We start from the raw sequence: 18948 nt of genomic DNA, 5'->3' as shown, positions 1-18948 counted from the left end.
ACGAGCTGATGGGTTCGGAGAAGGACGGCTACAAGATCGAGAAGAACGATCGCTGCTGCGGCGAATCGGGCACGCTGGCGGTCACGCGGCCGGACATCTCGACGCAGGTGCGCTTCCGCAAGGAAGAAGAGATCCGCAAGGGCGCGGCGAAGCTGCGTGCGATTCCGGTGGTGGCGGGCGATGCGGCGGCGCCGGCGGCCGCGGCCGGCCCGGACGTGAAGATCCTGACGAGCTGTCCGTCGTGCCTGCAGGGGCTGTCGCGCTACGGCGAGGACGCGAATCTCGAAGCGGACTACATCGTGGTCGAGATCGCGCGCCAGGTGCTCGGCGAGAACTGGATGGCCGATTATGTCGCACGGGCCAACCATGGCGGGATCGAGCGCGTGATGCTGTGACGGGATGACCTCGCAGCCGATGCCGGCGCGACCGGTTCTCGGTATCGTGGCTATGCCTGTGCGGCCAGCGTCGCGACCACGCGATCCTGTAGCTCGCGTTCCCGGGCATGGATGAAGAAATGATCGCCGTCGAACCGATGAAGGGAGAACGGTCCGTCGCTGTAGCGGCGCCATTCGCGCAGCGCATCGATATCGACATGCGGATCGTGCAGGCCGCCGAATACGGTCAGCCCGCACCGCAACGCGAATGGCGCATCGGTGCAATATCCTTCGGCGAGCGCCAGATCGGCGCGCAGCGCGCGCAGGAAATGCCGAAGCCAGTCCGGCTCCGACAGCAACGCATCCGGTGTGCCGCCCATCGTTTTCAGCCAACCGATGAGGTCCGGTTCCGGCAACCGATGAATCGAGAGCGGACGCGGTGCGACATGCGGCGCGCGGTGCGCTGCACAGAACGCATGAACGGGCCCGCGAAGCCGTCGTCGATCGAGTTCCTTCAACCATTCGATACCGACGACACTGCCGAAACTGTACCCAAAGGTGCCGAATGGCTTGTCGAGGAGCCCGCTCGCGGCCGTGGCCAACGCATCCGTCATCGCATCCAGCGACGTGGGCGGCGCTTCGGAGAAACGCGTCTGGCGTCCCGGCAGTTCGACCGCGACGACTTCGATCCAGTCGGGCAGATCGAGCGCCCAGCGCCGATAGAGCAGCGAGCCGGCACCGGCGTACGGGAAGCAGAACAGCCGGTGCGTGGCCGCGGGTTGCGGGCGATGCAGGACGAACCAGGGCGTGATCTTGACTGGCATGCCGATTGGGAACGGAAGTCGTGACGAGACGCGGCCGCGATTCGATCCGGGGCGGCGCGCCGATGACGGTGCAGCGTAATCGCAAGGGCCGGCGACGTGTGCCGTCCGACGGTACAGGTTGACGGTCCCTCCCGGCCGTGATTGTTCGCGAATGCGGGACGCGACATGCCATCCCGGCATCGCGTTCGCGCCCGGACGCTGCCCCAACGAACAGGTTTTTCCGTACACGCAAGTTGGTATTCTGCGCTGCGCGATCGTCCTGCACCGTGCTGTCGCGGCCTGCCAACTTCGTACATCGAGACCATGAACGCCGTAATACTCGAAACCGTTGAAAAGTCGTATCTGATGGGCTCCGTCAACGTGACCGCGCTGCGCGACGTCACGCTCGACATCCGTGACGGAAGACTGACCGTCATTGCCGGCGCGTCCGGCAGCGGGAAGTCGACGTTGCTGAATCTTGTCGGGTGCGTGGACCGGCCCGATCGCGGCCGCATCGTCGTGGCGGGCGAAGAGGTCGGCCGTTTGTCGGACGACGCGCTGTCGGATTTTCGTGCCCGCCGGCTCGGTTTCGTCTTCCAGAACTTCAATTTGCTGCCGGTGCTCACGGCGCACGAAAACGTCGAATATCCGCTGCTTCTCGCGGGCACGCGATTGACGGAGTCCGAGCGGGCGCTGAAGGTGCGGGACATGCTCGATGCGGTCGGCCTGGCCGACAAGGCGCACCATCGTCCGGGACAGATGTCGGGCGGCCAGCGGCAACGGGTCGCGATCGCACGCGCACTCGTCGCGTCGCCGAACCTCGTGCTGGCGGACGAGCCGACCGCCAATCTGGACAGCAAGACCGGCCAGCAGATCATCGCGCTGATGCGGCGCTTGCAGCGGGAACGGCGCGTCTCGTTCGTGATTTCGTCGCATGATCCGCAGGTCATCGCGGCGGGCGACGACGTCGTCCATATCGCCGACGGGATCGTGTCCGACGTGACCCGCACGGACGAGCAGGAGGCGTTCGCATGAAGACATTTTCGCTCGCGCTCCGCAATCTGCTGCGCAACCGCCGTCGCTCGATCACGACCTTGCTTGCGATGATCGTCGGCGCGCACGCGGTGCTGCTGTTCGGCGGCTATACGCGCAACATCACGTATGGTCTGCAAACCGATTACGTGAAGTACGGCGGCCACCTGCAGATCGAACGCAAGGGGTTCTACGAGTTCGGCAGCGGCAATCCTTCCGAGTACGGGATCGACAACTACGAAGCGATCATCGACGCGGTGAAGGCCGACCCGGTACTGGCGACGATGGTGCTCGTCGCGACGCCCACGCTGCAGTTGCAGGGCATCGCGGGCAACTTCGACGCGGGGTTGTCGCGTACCGCGCTCGCGCTCGGCGTGCGCGTGGACGACCAGAACCGGATGCGCGCCTGGAACGACTATCGCTTCCCCGTGACGATCCCGCCGATGGCGCTGACCGGAACGACGGGCGACGCAGCCGTGATCGGTACGGGCCTCGCGCGTGTACTCGAACTGTGCGGGCCGCTCAAGGTGCCCGACTGCAAACCGCCCAGGAAGTCCGTGGACGCCTCGCCTGCCTCGCCGCTTCCGGGCGATATCGCGGCCCTTGCCGAGGGAACGCGCGCGGCGCCGGCCGCCGGGACGAGCGGCCGGCGGATCGAACTGCTTGCGGCGACCGCGCGCGGTGCGCCGAACGTGGCGGAACTGCAGGTCGTGAAAGCGGAACGACAGGGCATCAAGGAATACGACGACATGTACGTCGGCCTGCATCTCGCGCAAGCGCAACGACTCGTGTACGGCACCGAGCAGCCGAAGGCCACGGCGATCGTCGTCCAGTTGCGCCACACGTCGGAATTGCCTGCCGCGAAGGCGCGGCTCGAGACGCTGCTCAAAACGAAATTCGCCGGTACGGACACGGAAGTCGTGGATTACACGGTGCTGAACCCGTTCTATGGTCAAGCGCTTGCGATGTTCGCGACACTGTTCGGTTTTGTCGCACTGCTGATCGCCGCGATCGTGCTGTTTACCGTGGGCAACACGATGAGCACGGCGGTGTTCGAGCGCACGGTCGAAATCGGAACGCTGCGCGCGATGGGGTTGCGCCGCGCCGGCGTGCGGCGCCTGTTCCTGTGCGAAGGGCTGCTGCTCGGCGTGATCGGCGCGGTGCTCGGCGTCGCCAGCGCGGCGCTGCTCGCCGGCGTCATCAATGTCAGCGGTCTGACGTGGACGCCGCCGGGCCGCTCGCCGGTGCCGCTGATCATTCGCGTGTGGGGCGAGAACGACCTGATCGTCGGCACCGCGATCGGCCTGCTCGTGGTGTCGATGCTGTCCGCGTTGCTGCCCGCGCGCCGCGCGTCGCGCATGGAGATCGTCGATGCGCTCCGCTACGCGTGATCGAGCGGCCGGATCGGGCGTCGATGAAATGTCAATGAAATCGATTCGTCGGCGGATCGTCATGTTAGCCTTCGCCGGGAGCTGCATCGCCATGCTCGGCGCATGCGGCGCACCGGCCGAGCAGTCGGTTCCCGCGGGTCTGAATCTGTCGTTGACGCGAGCGACGGCGTCGGGCGCGTACGTCGTGACGCTCGAGCCGCCCACGACACCGCCGCCGCTGAACCGGATCCATGTCTGGACGGTTAGCGTGAGCCGTGCGTCGGGCGAGCCCGTGCGCGGTGCGCGCATCGACGTGAGCGGCGGGATGCCGCAGCACGGGCACGGTCTGCCGACGCGCCCGCGCGTGGTCGAGAGCGACGGAAAGGGTGCGTATCGGCTGCAGGGGATGAAGTTCAGCATGCCCGGCTGGTGGACGATCACGCTGAAGGTCCGCGACGCGCAGCGCGACGACGACGTGACGTTCAACGTCGTGTTGCCGCCGGCGGCGGCGTCATGACGGCCGGCACGGGCGCCATGCCTGATTACTGGATGAGTTCCATACACGGAGAGGCTTCAATGCGAAAAGTCATGCTGTACTGGATGATGTTGCTGCTCGCGCCGCTTGCATCGGGCATCGCGAACGTTGCCCATGCCGGGCCCGCGAGCGAAGCGTCGGCGCCGGCAGCGGCCGCACCCGCGGCGGCACGCGCCGACCGGCTGCCCGCCTATCAGCCGCGCTTCGGGCGCACGCGCCCGATCGTCGCCGTCGTCGGCGAAAACTACTATACCGAGCTGACCGACTACGTCGTTCCCTATGGCATCGTGGCCGAATCGGGCGCGGCGGATCTCGTCGCGCTCGCGACGAAGCCGGGCCCGATCCGGATGTTCCCGGCGCCGATGAACGTCATTCCGGACGAAACCACCGCGCAGTTCGACGAGCGCGTGCCGCAAGGGGCCGACTACGTGATCGTGCCGGCCGTGCATCGCGACAGCGATCCGGCGCTGCTTGCATGGGTGGCCGGGCAGGCGAAGAAGGGCGCGACGATCATCGGCGTGTGCGACGGCGTCTGGGTCGTTGCACGCGCGGGGCTGCTGGAAGGCCGCCGCGCAACGGGGCATTGGTACTCGATGAACGATCTGCGCAAGAAATTCGCCGATACGCGCTGGGTCGACGGCAAGCGTTACGTTGCCGACGGCAAGGTCGTCACGACGACCGGCGTCACCGCGACGATTCCGGTATCGCTGGCGCTCGTCGAGGCGCTCGCCGGGCACGAACGCGCGCTGCAGGTCGCCGAGCGGCTCGGACGCCCTGCATGGTCGTCCGAGATCGCGACCGACCGCTTCAGCCTCGGATTGCCGGCGATGGCGACGATCGCAACCAACTATGTATCGTTCTGGTCGCACGAGGATTTCGGTATCCCGATCGCGCCGGGCGTCGACGAAATTGCGCTCGTGCTCGAGGCCGACGCCTATTCGACGACGTTCCGCTCGACCGCCTACACGGTGGCCGCGAGCCGCGAACCCGTGCGCACCCGGCGCGGGCTGACGATCGTTCCCGATCGTGTGGCCGGCGTCGACGCGCCGACGCGGATGCTGTCCGCACCGGTCACGCGCTATCCGTTGCATGCGCTCGATGCATCGCTGAATGCGATCTCGTCAGAATTCGGCAAGCGCACGGCCGCCTGGGTCGCGCTACAGATGCAGTATCCGGGCTACTGAGCTGCGCGTCGCAGCGTCCCCGTACGTCCTCTAGCCAGTCGGTTCTCCGCCCGTTCCGGGCGGGGGCCGCACTCGTCCCCGTCATTCCGTATTTGCCCCGGAGATTCCGATGCAGACGCATTCGATGGCGCGCCTGGGCGCCGCCGCGATCCTCGCACTCGCCTGCTGTACCGCGCACGCCGCGCCCGATCCGCAGCGCATTCTCGCCGCGAGCGATGCCGTTCGCAACCCGAGCGAACCGTTCACGCTGAATGTCACGCTGACCCAATACACCGATGGCAAGCAAACCGATTCGAACGCACTGACCGCCTATTCGCGGATCAACCCGGCGAGCGGCCAGTTTCGCAGCCTGATTCGATTCGCCGCGCCGGCGCGCGACGCGAACAAGCTGATGCTCAAGAGCGGCAACGATCTGTGGTTTTTCGATCCGGCGAGCAAGGCGACGATCCGCATTTCGCCGCAGCAACGGTTGCTCGGGCAGGCGTCGAACGGCGACGTGGTCACCGTCAATTTCGCGCAGGGATATCGTGCGCAGGTCGAGGCGGAGGAGGATGTGCAGGACGGCGAGCGCCAGATGCGCCGCGCGTACCGGTTGAAGCTCGTCCAGAGCGTATCCGACATGACCTATCACTCGATCGAGATGTGGATCGATACGACGGATTCGCGCCCCGTGAAGGCACGTTTCTTCAGCGAAAGCGGCAAGCTTCTCAAGACGGCCTTCTATCGACGCTTTCAACAGCAGCTCGGCGCGTTGCGGCCGACCGAGATCGTGATCATCGACGGGCTCAATCCGAATCTCGTGACCGTGATGCGATACGCGGACTACGTGGCGCGGGAGATTCCGGATGCCTGGTTCCAGTCCGATTTCATGGCGCGTTTCCAGCCTGAATGATGACGCGAATCGGCATCGCCTGTATCGCGTTGGCCGGCATGGCGGGCGTATGCCATGCAAACGATGCGGAAGAGGCCGGACTCGCGCTTGCCGACGCGACGCCGGTGCAGAAGGTCGACGACGGCAAGTACCAGTTCAGTCTCGAACCCGGCTTGCGTTTCGCCACCCTGCGGCCGGGCGGCACGCGCACGGCCACGCGCCTGTCGCTCGACCTGAGTGCGCGCCATGCATTCTCGAACGGCTGGGGCGTCAGTTTCGCCGATCGACTCGACCTGAACGGTCCGTGGCGCTTCGACGGCGACTCGGGCGCGATCAACACGCTGAAGGAACTGTATGTGGACGGTCGCGTGGGCGGCGGTAGCACGCTGCTGCAGGCAGGCCGCGTCAATGTGCGGCTCGGTGTCGCCACCGGCTACAACCCCACCGACTTTTTCCGCGACAACGCGGTCCGTTCGGTGACGTCGGTGGATCCCGCGAGCCTGCGCGAGAACCGGCTCGGTACGGTGATGCTGCGCGGCCAGCAATTATGGGCCGACGGTTCCGTCAGCGCGCTCGTCGCACCGCGGATCGCGGATCGCGCAACCGACGCGTCGTTCTCGCCGGACTTCGGCGCGACGAATCAGCGCACGCGCTGGATGCTCCAGTTCAGCCAGCGCGTCATCTCGGATCTGTCGCCGCAGATCGTGATCTACGACGACGGGAAGCCCGGCAGTTCGCCGCAGTTCGGCGTCAATCTGGTCCATCTCGTCAACAACGCGTGCGTCGGGTACGTGGAGTGGTCGGGCGGGCGAGGGCCGTCGACGCTTGCACGCGCGCTCGGGCAGCCGTACAGCGACGTCGCGTTCCGCTGGAAGCTCGCGACCGGCGCGACCTGCACGACGTCGCGCAATCTTTCCGTCACGCTTGAGTACGACCGGGACGGCGCCGCGCTCGATCGCGCGGGCTGGCAGGCGCTGCGCAATGGCTCGCCGGCCGGCTACGCCGCCTATCGAACGCTGGCGGCCGCCCAGCAGGACCCCACGACGCGCGACGGGCTCTTCGCGATGGTCAGGTGGCAAGATGCCTGGATCCAGCGTCTGGATCTGTCCGGTTTCGTCAGGTTGAACCTCGCCGATCGCAGCCGGCTCACCTGGCTCGAGGCGCGTTATCGCTTCGCTAGAACCGATGTCGCGCTGCAATGGCAGATCAATGCGGGTGCGTCGTCGACCGAATACGGCGCGCTGCCGCAGTCGAATCTCTTTCAGTTGCTCGTCAAGCACTATTTGTAACGCGGGAACGGATGCCCGTACGTATCGCGTGACGGGCAGCACCGCCCGATTCGAGGAGAGGAAGCGCATGAAACGCTATGTGACGTCGGGCAACGATCTGCCGCAGTGGCCGTCGCCGATCAGCCATGCCGTTGTCGCCAACGACACCTGCTATCTCAGCGGCCAGCTTTCGCTGGACCCCGACGGCCGCTACGTGCCCGGTACGCCGGCCGAAGAAGCGAGACGCGCGTTCGCGAACCTGTTCCGTGCGCTCGAAGCGGCGGGATTCAGCCCAGGGGATCTCGTGTTCGTCGACATCGCATTCTCCGACATCGGCGCGCTCGCGGAAGTGAATGGCGTGTATGCCGATCTGTTTCCCGCGGATCGCCGGCCTGCGCGGACCGTCTATCAGGCGGCTGCGTTGCCGTTCGGCGGCCAGGTCAAGGTGATGGGCGTCGCCGTGCGCGACGCATCACGCTGACGCGCGGCGGCGCGGACGATCAGCGCTCGACGACAGGGCCGGAAAACGCACCGAGCAGCGCGACGAGCTGCCGTTGCTCGTCGTCCGACAATGCGATCCGCTTCAGTTCGCTATGCCCGATCGCGGCCGCGGGTGCGTCCGCGTAGTGGCGCATCACGGCGTCCAGCGACGCGAATTGACCCGCGTGCATGTACGGCGGCCGCAGTGCGACGTTGCGCAGGCTGGGCGTCTTGAATGCGCCGAGCATCTGCGGGTCGTCGGTCGAGATGAATTGCAGCTCCTCGCACTGCTCGGGCTTCGCATCGCTGAACGGCCCCATGCAGTTGAATTCGTCGTGCAGCACCTTGTCGACCGCCGCCGCGCGACCGGTATCGGCAGCCGTCCCGCTACGCGGCGGTACGCCGATGTTGTGAAACTGACGGTCGCTCAGCATGGGCCCGGTGTGGCAGGTCATGCATTGGCCCTTGTTCATGAACAGGCGCAGGCCTGCCTTTTCGGTCGGGGTCAGCGCGGCCAGCTTGACCGGATCGCCGGTCCGGACGCCGTCGACATAGGTATCGAAGCGTGAAGGCCCGTACTGTAGCGTCGCTTCGTACGCCGCGATCGCCTTGCCGAGATTCGCGAACACGCGCGACACGTCGGTGCGGGTGCGTTCGTCGAGCCCCTGCCAGACAGCTTTCTCCGCGTCCGTGCCGAGCGGGCCGCCGTCACGGGGCAGCGCGCTCAGGTCGGGCAGCGGTCCGAACAGAGGCTCGTAGGCGTCGCGGTAGTGCTCGGCCAGCACATGGGCGGCGCGCAGCCGGGTGCCGCCGTGCTCGTTGTGATCCTCGATCGGCCCGATCGCCTGCGACCACAGGCTGTCCTTGCGGCCGTCCCAGAACAGCCACGGTGCATCGGTCGCGCCGACGACAGGCATCGTGCGGCGCACGCCGACGCCCACGCCGATCGCCAGCGGCCGCCCGTCTTCGAACTGGCGATCGGGGGCGTGGCAGCTCGCGCAGGCGATCGCGCCGTTTCGGCTGAACCGGGGGTCGGAGAACAGACGCTTGCCTAGCTGCGCTGCTTGTGCGGACGTGGCCACGCGATTCGACGGGTCAACCTTGACGCCCGCTTTCGCGGGCAGGCGCATCGATTCGAGCTGCGCCCGTTCGTCGGCGCGCCAGTGGTCAAGCGTGTCGGCGGTTTCCGCCATCGCGTCGGCCCGATGCCCGGGCCACGCGGTCCAGACGAGCAGGGCGCCGATCATCGAGGCAGCCGCGAGCCCGTAGTGCGTGCGGGACGGCCGTCGCACGCGACGGCCGGAATCACGCCATCGCATCGATCGTGCGCGATGCCGGCAGCAGTGCGCGCGCATTGCCCGACATCAGCCACTTGCGCTGTACCGGCGCGACCGACGCGAGCGGGCCGTCGGGCGCGAGGAACTGCTCCATGACCTTGCGATGGCCGCCCGAGTTGCGAAAGACCGGCCAGTCGGTGCCGAACAGAATCTTGTGATTGATGTTCATGCGGAACAGCTCCGCGAGCGCGACCGACCACCCCTGCGGATGCTGGGAGCCGAGAAACGCGCTGACGTCGAGATACACGTTGGGCCGATACGCGCACTGTCGCGCGCAGGCGTCGACGTGATGAACGGCGCCGTGCGCCAGGATGAAGTTCACGTCGGGGAAATCGAACGCCGCGCGGTCGAGCAGATCGGGGTGCGAGTACGCGAACTCGAGCGCCGGGCTGGTCGGACCCACGTGCAGAAGAACCGGCAAGCGATGGGCGCGACAGATTTCGTACAGCGGGTAAAGGCGCTTGTCGCTGGGGCTGTAGCCGCAGGGCGGGTACAGTTTCAATCCGGAGAAGCCGTACTCGGTCACGCCTTTCTCGAACAACGCGACACCGTCCGCTCCCCAGCGCGGATCCATGCCGCCGAACACGTGAAAGCGCTCGCCATGACGCTGCAGGATCGCATGATGCTCGGCATACATCTCGGCGATCGTGAGATCGCTTTTCATCACGTACGTGAAGTCGGGCAGCAACAGCACGGCCTGCCCGATGCCGGCCGACGTCATGTCGGCCACGAGTGCATCGCCGAAGTGGTCCTGACTTTGCGCGAGGTAGGTATCGAGCAGTTCCGATCGCGATTTCCGTATGCCGTTGGCGACGAGCCGCACATGGATGTTGGCGCAGAATCCCTCGAGGAACGCCGTGGGAATGAAGCGCGTCGATGCGATGTGGCAGTGCGAGTCGATGATCGGCCCGGTGTAGAGGGCGTCGCTCATGCCGATGCGCTGGCGGCGGTTCGATTGGCGTCGCGGCCCATGAGCATGCCGAGCGCGCGTTCCTTGAGGTCCGCCACGCGCTGCATCATGAAGTGGCCGGCATGGACCTTCCCGTTCGCACGGGCGTAGTCGGGCAAGGTGCCCCACGTCTGAAAGCCGTAGTGTTCCCATACGCGATGAGCGGGCGTGCCGTCTCGCACGTCGAGCGTCACCAGTTCGACATTGTCCCGATCGCATTGCAACGCGATCTCGACGAACGCGGCAGGCAGCACGCCGCCGCCGCGACAGGCGTCGTGGATCATGCCTTTCGCGAGATCGGTGATATGGCGGTTGTTGGGATTCACGTTGCGGCGCAGCGTGCACAGGCCGATCAGTTGCCCGGTGTTCGCGAAGATCGTCAGCAGGCGAACCTTCTCCGCGGCGAGATTCGAGCGCAGTTCGTCGAGATAGCGGTCCGCTTCCGCGTCCGTGATGGTCTCGGCGAAGCCGATGATCGGCGCGCTTTCGCTCGTGCGCCGCATCAGTTCGACGATCTGCGCGCCGAGCGCATCGTCGACGCCGTTGGTCCAGCGATACGTGACGTGTGTGATGTTGGCCTTCGGCAACGCGATCGGATACCGTGCGCCGTCGGCAAGCAAGGTGCGGATGGAGTCGTTCATGGGTGTCCCTGGGTCACGTGGTTTCGAGGGCCACTGCGCTTTCGGCGCGTGGCGGTGTCGCGGAGGTGCACAGGTCGTCGAGCACGGCCTGGAGGCCGTGATCGATCAGCCACTGATCGTCGTAGATCGTGTCGAGATACTTGGTACCGCTGTCGGGGAACACGAGCACGATGTTGGCCGGGCCTTGCAGGGTGGCGACGTAGCGGCGTGCGGCCTGCGCGATCGCGCCGGACGAGCCGCCGAGCAGCAGGCCTTCGTCGAGCGCGAGGCGGCGGCAGCCGATGAACGCATCGCGATCGACGATCCGCATCGTGTCGTCGACGAGGTGGATCAGGATGTTTCCGGGCTGAAAACTGAGCCCCGCGCCGTTCTGCAGATGCGGCCGGTACGTGCCGCCGAACACGACCGAGCCGTCGGGCTCGACGCCGATCACGCGCGTTGCGGGATCGCGCTCCTTCACGTAGCGGGCGATTCCGCTCAGATGGCTGCCGGTGCTGGCGGACACGATCACGGCGTCGAGCCGGTCGGCGAGTTGCGAGACGATCTCGGGCCCGGTCGAGTAATAGTGGGCGTCGATCGCGGCCGGATTGTTGTATTGATCGAGGTTCACGCAGTTCGGCACGCTCGCGGCGATCGCTTTCGCGACCGCAATGCGCTTGCGCTGATAGCTGCCCGTTTCGTCGGGGTGTTCGACCATCTCGACCTCGCCGCCGAATGCCCGCACGAGATTGGCATTCGTCTTCGGTGTCTTCGGATCGAGCACGCAAATGAAGCGATAGCCGCGCGTGGCGCACAGCATCGCCAGCGCGTGTCCCATGTTGCCGGACGTCGATTCGACGATCGACCAGCCCGGCTTGAGGCCGTGGTCGCGCTCGGCCTGGCGCAGCAACTGAAGCGCGCTCCGGTCCTTGACGCTGTTGCCGGGGTTGTAGCACTCGAGCTTTCCGTACACGCGGATTTTCCTGTGCTCGTTCGACAGGCTTTTCAGATACAGCAGCGGCGTATCGCCGATCAGTTCGACAAGGCTGTTTGCGTACATTCGAAATCTCCGACCAGCAGGTTGGCATTGGCTTGCGCGTCGTTCGCGAGCGACACGACGCGATCGGCCGCGTGGGATCCGGCTTGCTGCCACAGTGCGACTTTAGTGATCGATGCCCCGGGCCTGTAACTGTCCGAACGGGCATCGGAAGGCTCGTGCGTCACAGTTCGCCCGACTCCATTTCCATCTCCATTTCGACACGGTCGGCCGCCGGGACGATTCGCAGTCTCGGATGCGGCAGTGCGTCGGCTGTCACGGCCGGAGCGTCGACGAAAGTGCCGACGAGCCTTGCCAGGAGCGCCGCATTCTGATGAACCATGTGATGACTGCCGCCTTGAAGCTCGACCTGGATCGGACGAAGCTGTGCCGACGTAATGGCTCGCGCGCGGATCGCGCACGTCATTTCGTCGTATTCCCCGGTCACGAGCAGCGCAGGGATGCCGGCGATCGACGCGTCGCGTTCGGCCTCGATGCGGTGCGCGCGGAAATTCAGCAATTGCCCGCTGTACTCGATCATGTTCGCCGCCGACACGAACGGCGCGTGCAGCCAGTGACGGGTCGCCGAATCGGGTAGCGCGAACATCGACGCATGGCCGCCTTCGAGCGCGTCGTTTCGCGCCCGCTTGTCCAGAAGCCCCGTCATCGATCTGGCCATGCTGTCCGCGGCCTTCGGCATGCGCGCGACGAGCGAGCACATCGTGTTGAGATTGTTTTCGTAGGCGCTGTCCGCGCCGTCGTAGTCCTGAGCGCCGGCAAACGACGGGGCGATCAGGCTCATCGACGCGATGCGGCCGGGCAGGGCGCGGGCGAGCGCCAGCGCATATCGGGCGCCCCCGCACCAGCTCGCGACATGAATCGCGTCGATTCCCTCCACGTCGAGCAGTTCAGTCACGCTTCGCGCGTAGCGCTCCGGCGCATCGGGGCCCGAATAGTACGCGCGTGTCAGTCCTGCGTCGGCCGGTGCATCGCCGGCGTCGTCCGCCAGATAGAGCGAGAAATCCGGCGCCAATCCGGCCGCGAAGTCGTGCCATACGTCGTGCGGGATGCCGAATGCGTTGATCAGCAACATGGCGCGGGGGCCGCGCCCGGCACTCAGGTACGCGTGCCCGCTGCCGGTCGTGATCCGGCGCGCGGACGGCAGGTCGACAAATCGGGGCGCGTCGCGCCGTTCGTGCCGGGCGGCGTGAGCGGCGACGCGCGCGGCGATCCGGCCCTGCCAGTCGAAGCCGTCGCAGCGCAGTCGGTGAGACGGGATGCCGGGTGGCGGTACGTGCGCGCCGTCCGCGTACCCGAGCATCCGTTCGGCATGCTTCAGATTCGTTTCGAGCAGCGCGAGAACGGCGTCCGCTTCGGCCTCGGCAGCAGCGGTTCGGGTCGGAATCGGCACCCGTCGCGCGACGGTTTCGGCGAGTTCGCGCCACGCAATGCGCCGCTCGCCATGCACGACGTGAAGGCCGGGCGACGCTTCCGTCGCAAGCCACGCAAGTACGGCTTCGGCCGTCAGCAGGCAAGCCGCGCCGGCAGCGTCGGCAGGCAATGCCAGCGGCGCTTGCTCGAAGTACGTATCGATACGGCGGCGTACTTCGAACACGGTGTCGGCAACCGCGTCGGCGAGCGTGTCGACGGACGATAGCGATGACGCGTCCGCGTCGCCGAAGGCCGTCGTGCCATCGGCGAGCGCATCGCCGAGCACGACGATGCATGCGTTCGCGACGGATGCCGCCGCGACGTCGAGCGCGGCCGAAAGGGTTCGGGGCAACGACGCGAATTCGCGTGTGCGACGAAGGTCGGGATCGTCGATCACGATGGCGAGCCGCCCGGAACCGGATGCGTTCAATGCCTCGCGCAGTTTCGCGAGGCGTGCGTACGTGCCGGGTTCCGTCGTCGCATTGCCGTCGGCCGCCGCGCGCAGCGCGTCGAGGTCGTCGGCATCCAGCAGGCAGACGCGGCCGTAGCCGCTGGCCGACGGCATCATGCGTGCATCGAGCGGATGATCGTTCATCGTCATCTCGTTACGCTTTCACGGACAACAGCATTTCCACCAGATCGACCGCGTCGCCGATGGTTTCGAGGTTCGCGACCTGTTCCGTATGCGATGCAAAGCTGACGCCGAGCCGATCCTCGGTCAGCGCCATCAGCGACAGCAGCGAAATCGAATCGAGCATCAGATCCGATGTGAGCGACGTTTCCCGCGTCAGCATGTCCGGCGCGATATCGAGCGCGGCAATCTGCGGAATCAGTTCGGTAAGCGTAGCGAACACGGTCGCGTGATCGTCCATCGGATTCTCCAAGTGCCGTAGGGGTTCCGCTTTATAGCGTCATGCCATCGCACTGCCTACCTGCACTGACGTACAGGGTTGGCGTACAGGCGACACACTCGCCCGAACGGACAGGTTTCAGCCTTGAAAGCCGCCATTACATTGCCGGTTACCTCACCGACAGGGAACGATCATGACCCTCACTAACGAAGCCGTGCTGATGGACAAAGCGACGTTTTCCCGCGCGTTGCGCGACACGCTGGACGAGCAGCTCACGCTCGATCACCCGATCTTCGCGGAGTTGTTCACGCCTCAGAAAAACTGGCGGTTGCTGAAGATCATCACGCTCGAGGGTTACCAGATCACCCGGTACTTTCTCGAGTACATCGAGAATCTGTACTTCCGCTGCCCGTTTCCCGACCACAAGCGCCGGCTGCTATACAACCTGTTCGAAGAGGAAACCGGGCGCTTCTCGAAAACGAAGAACCATGTCGAGCTCATGGAAGACTTCATTCGCGCGCAAAACATCAGCGACGAGGAGCGCGACGCATGGACGCCGTCCGCGGCCACGCGTGAATTGATCGACTATCGCCTCGAGAACTGCAAGGGCGAGGGCACCTACCATATCGGCGCCGCCGCGGTGATGATCGCGAGCGAAGGGCAGAGCCTGGAAACCCGCGCGGGCGACGCGCGCCACTCCATTCTGGCGAAGTGCTACGGGCTCACCGAGGAGGACACGCGGTTTTTCTCGGTTCACCAGAAAGAGGACGTCGCGCACGTCGCCGAGGGCATCTCGCTCGTGACCGACCTGTGCACGACCGCGCAGATGCAACAGGAAGCGCTGTTCGCGGTGCGCCACACGTGCAAACTGTTCTGGAACATGTACGAGAGCGCCGCGCAAAAGTACTACGCGTCCGCGGAGGGCGTCGCGCACGCTTGACGGGAAAACGCCGATGATGACCTTCGATGATCTCGTCGCGCGTTTGCGCGGCAGCAGTCATACCCTGACCTTCGTCGACGACAAGGGCGCCGAAACCGTCCGGACCTTTCACGACCTGTTCGAGGACGTGCTCGCCACGGTCGAGCGCGGCAAGGGGCTCGGCCTCGTACCGGGCGCGCGCGTCGGCATCGCGGCGCCGAACGGCTATCCGTGGATGGTGTGGGATCTCGCGTGCATCGAGCTCGGCTGCGTGTCGGTCGCATTCCCGAACGACGGCCTGCCCGACACGTGCGGCGCGTTGATCGAGCGCTACCGGCTGAGCGCGCTGGCCGTCGACGCACGATGGCTCGATGCCGCCGAGACGATCGGCGGGCGGATCGTGGACATCGATCCGGCCGGCCGGGGCGATTCGCACACGCGTATCGAGCCGGTGCGCGTCGAGCATGTGCCCGATACCCATTCGCTCGTGTTCAGTTCGGGCACGACGGGCAGGACCAAGGGGCTCGTGATGAGCCGCGGCGGCACCGCGCACCTGCTCGGTCTGTATGGCGACGCATTCGGCGTCGCGCCCGGCGAGCGATTCCTGACGTTCCTGCCGTTCGCGAACTATCAGCAACGGATGACGTACTACTTCTGCCTGTATCACGGGATCGATCTCGTGTCGGTGCCGTTCCACGGGCTCTTTCCGGGGCTCAAGCGGCACCGGCCGACGTTCGTGATCGCGCCGCCGGTGCTGTACGAGACGCTGCATACGCTGGCGCGCGCGGCTGCCGGGCCCGGCAGCGACGCATCGGCGCTCGCCGAGCGGCTGAGCGCGCTGACCGGCGGCAACATCCGCTACATGGTCACCGGGATGGCGCCGATCAAGCGCGCGGCGCTCGATTTCTTCTGGGATTGCGGGATCGAGCTGTACGAGGCATTCGGGATCACCGAAGCCGGCATGGTCGCGTGGAACAAGCCCGGACACGTGCGCGTCGGTACGGTCGGCCAGCCGGCCGAGCCCGGCAGCGTCTCGTTGCTGGAAGACGGCGAAGTCGTCGTCACGCGAAACGCCCTGCTGTCGCTCGGCTACTTCGATGCGCCGGAAGAGGATAGTCGCGCGACCTTCATCGCGCCGAATGCGGTCGCGACCGGCGACATCGCCGAGTTCGACGGCGACGGTTTTTTGCGCGTCGTCGGCCGCAAGAAGGACGCGATCATCACGAGCAACGGCGAGAAATTCCATCCCGAGCCGATCGAGGCGCTGCTGTATCGCGATCCGCGTGTCGACGTAGCCGTCGTGATGGCGGGCCCGCAGGCGGGGCTCAGTGTCGTCATCGCGACGCGCTGGCCGGACGATCCCGAAGTCACCGACGCGCTGCGCGAGCTCGTCCGCGCGGTCAACGGCACGCTGCCGGCACAACGGCAACTGGTGAAGGTGATTTTCACCGACCGCGCATTCGACGTCGAAAGCGGATTGCGCACGCGCAACCTCAAGCTCAATCGCCGCGCGATCGCGGACGCATTCCTGCGAGACGCGTGAGATCACACCCGTGCGCGGGCTGCCGCCGTCGCGCGGCGGCTCGTACGGACCTCATTCTGGACACACCATGACGACGCATCCGAATCCGAACGTGTTTCAGATGGAAATCGAACCGACCTCCATCATCGAGACCCTCGCCCATCACACCGAGCGGGACCCCGATCGTTTCGCGCTGACCATCCTGCGCGACGGCGAAGCGATCGAAAGCGAAAGCACGTTCGGCGATCTGCATGCCGGCATGATGCGGGTTGCGCGCGGACTCGCGCAACTGACCGAGCCTGGCGCGCGCGTGCTGCTGCTGTTGCCGACGAGCGCCGAGTTCGTCTGCACCTTCTATGGATGTCTGGCATCGGGGCGCGTCGCCGTGCCGGCCTATCATCCGCAACAGGTACGCAAGGTCGCGCAATGGGCCAAGCTGCACGCGATTGCCGACAATTGCGGCGCGACGCTGATCGTCGCGCCGGCGACGTCGATCGCTACGCTCGAGACCCTGCGCGCGACGCAGCAGCTTTTCACCGGCTGCCAGCTCGTCACGTACGAGGCGCTCGTCGAGGCGGGCGCGCGGGATACGTCGGCGTTGCCGCGGCTGCCGGCGTCGGACGATATCGCTTTCCTCCAATACACGTCCGGATCGACGGGCACGCCGAAGGGCGTGATGATCACGCACGGCAACATCATCGACAATCAACGGTCGATCGCCACGCTGATGCAGCATGACCGCGACACGCGCATGCTGTCGTGGCTGCCGCTCTATCACGACATGGGACTGTCCATGCCGTTGCAGCTCGCGTCGATCGGGCTGTCCGTCGTGCTGATGTCGCCCGTGGCGTTCGTCCAGCAGCCGGGCCGATGGTTGCGCGCGATTTCCGCGCACCGTGCGACGACGTCCGGCGGGCCGAATTTCGCGTATGCGCTGGCCGCCGCCGCGCTCAACGGAACCGACGACGGGGCGCGGCTCGATCTGTCCAGCTGGCGCGTCGCCTTCTGCGGCGCGGAGCCGATTCATCGCCAGACCGTCACCGATTTCATCGACGCCGCACGCCCGCACGGCTTCGCGCCCGGGTCGTTCTATCCGTGCTACGGGATGGCCGAGGCGACGCTGATCGTATCGGGCGTGCCGTGTGGCGAAGGCGCCTACTATCTGGACGTCGATAACGTGAAGCTCGCCGCGGGCATCGTCGAACCGGTTCGGCCCGGCGACGCGAACGCGAAGAGTCTCGTGTCGTGCGGCGGCACGCCGCCCGGCACCGAAATCCGGATCGCGGGCACCGATGGCCGGCCGGTGGCCGACCCGAACGGTGTCGGCGAGATCTGGGTGCGCGGCGGCGCGATCGGCGTCGGCTACTACGGCAACCCTGAAGCGACGCGCTCGACGTTCGGCGCGCACTTCGACGACGAACCCGGCGCCGAACCCGACGCACGTCCGTTCCTGCGCACGGGCGACCTGGGCGCGATCGTCGACGGCCGCCTGTACGTGACCGGCCGCGTGAAGGACATGTTGATCGTTCGCGGGCGCAACCTGTATCCGCAGGATATCGAGGCGTGCGTGCAGGACGCCGTGCCGGCGTTGCGCCGCGGATGTGGCGCCGCCGTATCGGTGCAGGCGGACGGGGAAGAGAAGCTCGTGATCATCCAGGAAGTCGGTCGCACCGCGCGCCGGACGATGGATCTCGACGCAACGCTGCGCGCGATGGTGGTCGCGATCGGCGAGGACTTCGGCGTCACGCCGCACGCGATCGTGCTGGTCGAGCCGGCGACCATCGAAAAAACCTCCAGCGGCAAGATCGCGCGCGCGCTGTGTCGCCGTGCGTACCTGCAAGGCGAGTTGCGCGCCGTCGCCAGCTGGACCGACGGCGCCTATGCGAAGGATGCCGGCGCTTCGCGGGACGGCGCGGTGGCGCCGAGCGTTTCCCCGGCCTCGACCCTTTCCGGACCGATGCTGCTCGAGCGCGAGATCGCGGACCGTATCGTACGGATCGTCGCCGAGCGGCTCAGGATCGCCGAGACGCAGGTGTCGCGCACGGCCGCATGGGTCGAGATGGGATTCGATTCGATGAGCGCGCTCCAGTTTTCGTTGAAGGTGCAGCACGCGATCGGGCTGACGTTCGACGCGGCCGTGCTGTGGGACTGTTCGAACGTCGAGCAGCTTGCGGCGCACCTGGCGCGGATGCAGGGCGCGGCGGATGCGTTGCGATCGAGCGACGCGCCCGCGTCGGCCGCCCCGCACGCGGGTTCCGCGCCGGTCGACGGCGGCGCCGAGGCGCCGCACACCGCGGAGCAGCTTGCGGCGCTCTCCGACGAGCAGGCCGAAGCGCTGCTGCTCAAAGCGCTGCAGCGCTGAGCGC

18 protein-coding genes are annotated in these 18948 nt (G+C 66.4%); 11 read left to right on the top strand and 7 right to left on the bottom strand.

Features of this window, described 5'->3' with window-relative positions:
- The coding region (locus tag LGM42_RS32010) for a DUF3400 domain-containing protein (protein ID WP_226234327.1) at nt 1–395 on the top strand (395 nt) is incomplete at its 5' end.
- 50 nt (nt 396–445) lie between these two features.
- Here LGM42_RS32010 and LGM42_RS32005 read toward each other — a convergent pair.
- Nucleotides 446–1198, bottom strand: coding sequence for a thioesterase II family protein (locus LGM42_RS32005; RefSeq protein WP_226234326.1), 753 nt, complete (start codon nt 1196–1198; stop codon nt 446–448).
- A gap of 303 nt (nt 1199–1501) precedes the next feature.
- On the opposite strand from LGM42_RS32005, the gene LGM42_RS32000 reads away from it, so the two are divergent.
- The 7 genes from LGM42_RS32000 to LGM42_RS31970 all read left to right on the top strand — a co-directional run bounded on the left by LGM42_RS32000 (nt 1502) and on the right by LGM42_RS31970 (nt 7918).
- Nucleotides 1502–2212: an ABC transporter ATP-binding protein gene (locus tag LGM42_RS32000; protein ID WP_226234328.1), complete on the top strand. Its 711-nt coding sequence runs from the start codon at nt 1502–1504 to the stop codon at nt 2210–2212.
- On the top strand, nt 2209–3600 hold the full coding sequence (locus tag LGM42_RS31995) for an ABC transporter permease (RefSeq protein ID WP_226234325.1): 1392 nt from the start codon (nt 2209–2211) through the stop codon (nt 3598–3600). Before LGM42_RS32000 ends, LGM42_RS31995 begins: the two co-directional genes overlap by 4 nt.
- Before the next feature lie 61 nt (nt 3601–3661).
- On the top strand, nt 3662–4096 hold the full coding sequence (locus tag LGM42_RS31990; RefSeq protein ID WP_226234324.1) for a FixH family protein: 435 nt from the start codon (nt 3662–3664) through the stop codon (nt 4094–4096).
- A gap of 59 nt (nt 4097–4155) precedes the next feature.
- Nucleotides 4156–5298, top strand: a complete 1143-nt coding sequence (locus tag LGM42_RS31985; RefSeq protein ID WP_060967281.1) for a DJ-1/PfpI family protein — start codon at nt 4156–4158, stop codon at nt 5296–5298.
- A gap of 109 nt (nt 5299–5407) precedes the next feature.
- Nucleotides 5408–6190, top strand: coding sequence for an outer membrane lipoprotein-sorting protein (locus LGM42_RS31980; RefSeq protein ID WP_059642217.1), 783 nt, complete (start codon nt 5408–5410; stop codon nt 6188–6190).
- A complete protein-coding gene (locus LGM42_RS31975) occupies nt 6187–7458 on the top strand; it encodes a hypothetical protein (protein WP_226234323.1) in 1272 nt (423 codons plus the stop codon). Before LGM42_RS31980 ends, LGM42_RS31975 begins: the two co-directional genes overlap by 4 nt.
- Nucleotides 7459–7525: 67 nt before the next feature.
- Entirely contained in the window at nt 7526–7918 is a 393-nt protein-coding gene (locus tag LGM42_RS31970) for a RidA family protein (protein ID WP_226234322.1), read from the top strand.
- 19 nt (nt 7919–7937) lie between these two features.
- Here LGM42_RS31970 and LGM42_RS31965 read toward each other — a convergent pair whose 3' ends face one another.
- The 6 genes from LGM42_RS31965 to LGM42_RS31940 form a co-directional block, all read right to left on the bottom strand.
- Complete coding sequence (locus LGM42_RS31965; protein WP_226234321.1) at nt 7938–9164, bottom strand: cytochrome-c peroxidase; 1227 nt, start codon at nt 9162–9164, stop codon at nt 7938–7940.
- A 58-nt stretch (nt 9165–9222) separates the two neighbouring features.
- Nucleotides 9223–10185 (bottom strand): amidohydrolase family protein, encoded by a 963-nt coding sequence (locus LGM42_RS31960; RefSeq protein WP_060315601.1) that lies wholly within the window; start codon nt 10183–10185, stop codon nt 9223–9225.
- Nucleotides 10182–10844 carry a GNAT family N-acetyltransferase gene (locus tag LGM42_RS31955; RefSeq protein ID WP_059583843.1) on the bottom strand — a complete coding sequence of 221 codons (663 nt, stop codon included), beginning with the start codon at nt 10842–10844 and terminating at the stop codon, nt 10182–10184. Before LGM42_RS31955 ends, LGM42_RS31960 begins: the two co-directional genes overlap by 4 nt.
- Before the next feature lie 13 nt (nt 10845–10857).
- The gene (locus LGM42_RS31950; protein ID WP_059583841.1) at nt 10858–11883 is read right to left on the bottom strand and encodes a PLP-dependent cysteine synthase family protein; all 1026 of its coding nucleotides are present in this window, start codon (nt 11881–11883) and stop codon (nt 10858–10860) included.
- A gap of 160 nt (nt 11884–12043) precedes the next feature.
- Nucleotides 12044–13885: an alpha/beta hydrolase gene (locus LGM42_RS31945; protein ID WP_226234320.1), complete on the bottom strand. Its 1842-nt coding sequence runs from the start codon at nt 13883–13885 to the stop codon at nt 12044–12046.
- A gap of 10 nt (nt 13886–13895) precedes the next feature.
- A complete protein-coding gene (locus LGM42_RS31940; RefSeq protein ID WP_060010806.1) occupies nt 13896–14162 on the bottom strand; it encodes an acyl carrier protein in 267 nt (88 codons plus the stop codon).
- Nucleotides 14163–14334: 172 nt separating this feature from the next.
- Between LGM42_RS31940 and LGM42_RS31935 the strand changes: the two genes are divergently transcribed.
- The 3 genes from LGM42_RS31935 (at nt 14335) to LGM42_RS31925 (ending at nt 18944) form a co-directional block, all read left to right on the top strand.
- Nucleotides 14335–15081 (top strand): TenA family transcriptional regulator, encoded by a 747-nt coding sequence (locus tag LGM42_RS31935; RefSeq protein WP_059583837.1) that lies wholly within the window; start codon nt 14335–14337, stop codon nt 15079–15081.
- A gap of 13 nt (nt 15082–15094) precedes the next feature.
- Nucleotides 15095–16603: an AMP-binding protein gene (locus LGM42_RS31930; RefSeq protein WP_060315612.1), complete on the top strand. Its 1509-nt coding sequence runs from the start codon at nt 15095–15097 to the stop codon at nt 16601–16603.
- 67 nt (nt 16604–16670) lie between these two features.
- Nucleotides 16671–18944: an AMP-binding protein gene (locus LGM42_RS31925; protein ID WP_226234319.1), complete on the top strand. Its 2274-nt coding sequence runs from the start codon at nt 16671–16673 to the stop codon at nt 18942–18944.
- Nucleotides 18945–18948: the final 4 nt, after the last annotated feature.

Origin of the sequence: Burkholderia sp. AU39826, assembly GCF_020419965.1 — a bacterium.
GTDB lineage: Bacteria > Pseudomonadota > Gammaproteobacteria > Burkholderiales > Burkholderiaceae > Burkholderia > Burkholderia semiarida.
This window is presented reverse-complemented; position numbering and strand designations above follow the sequence as displayed.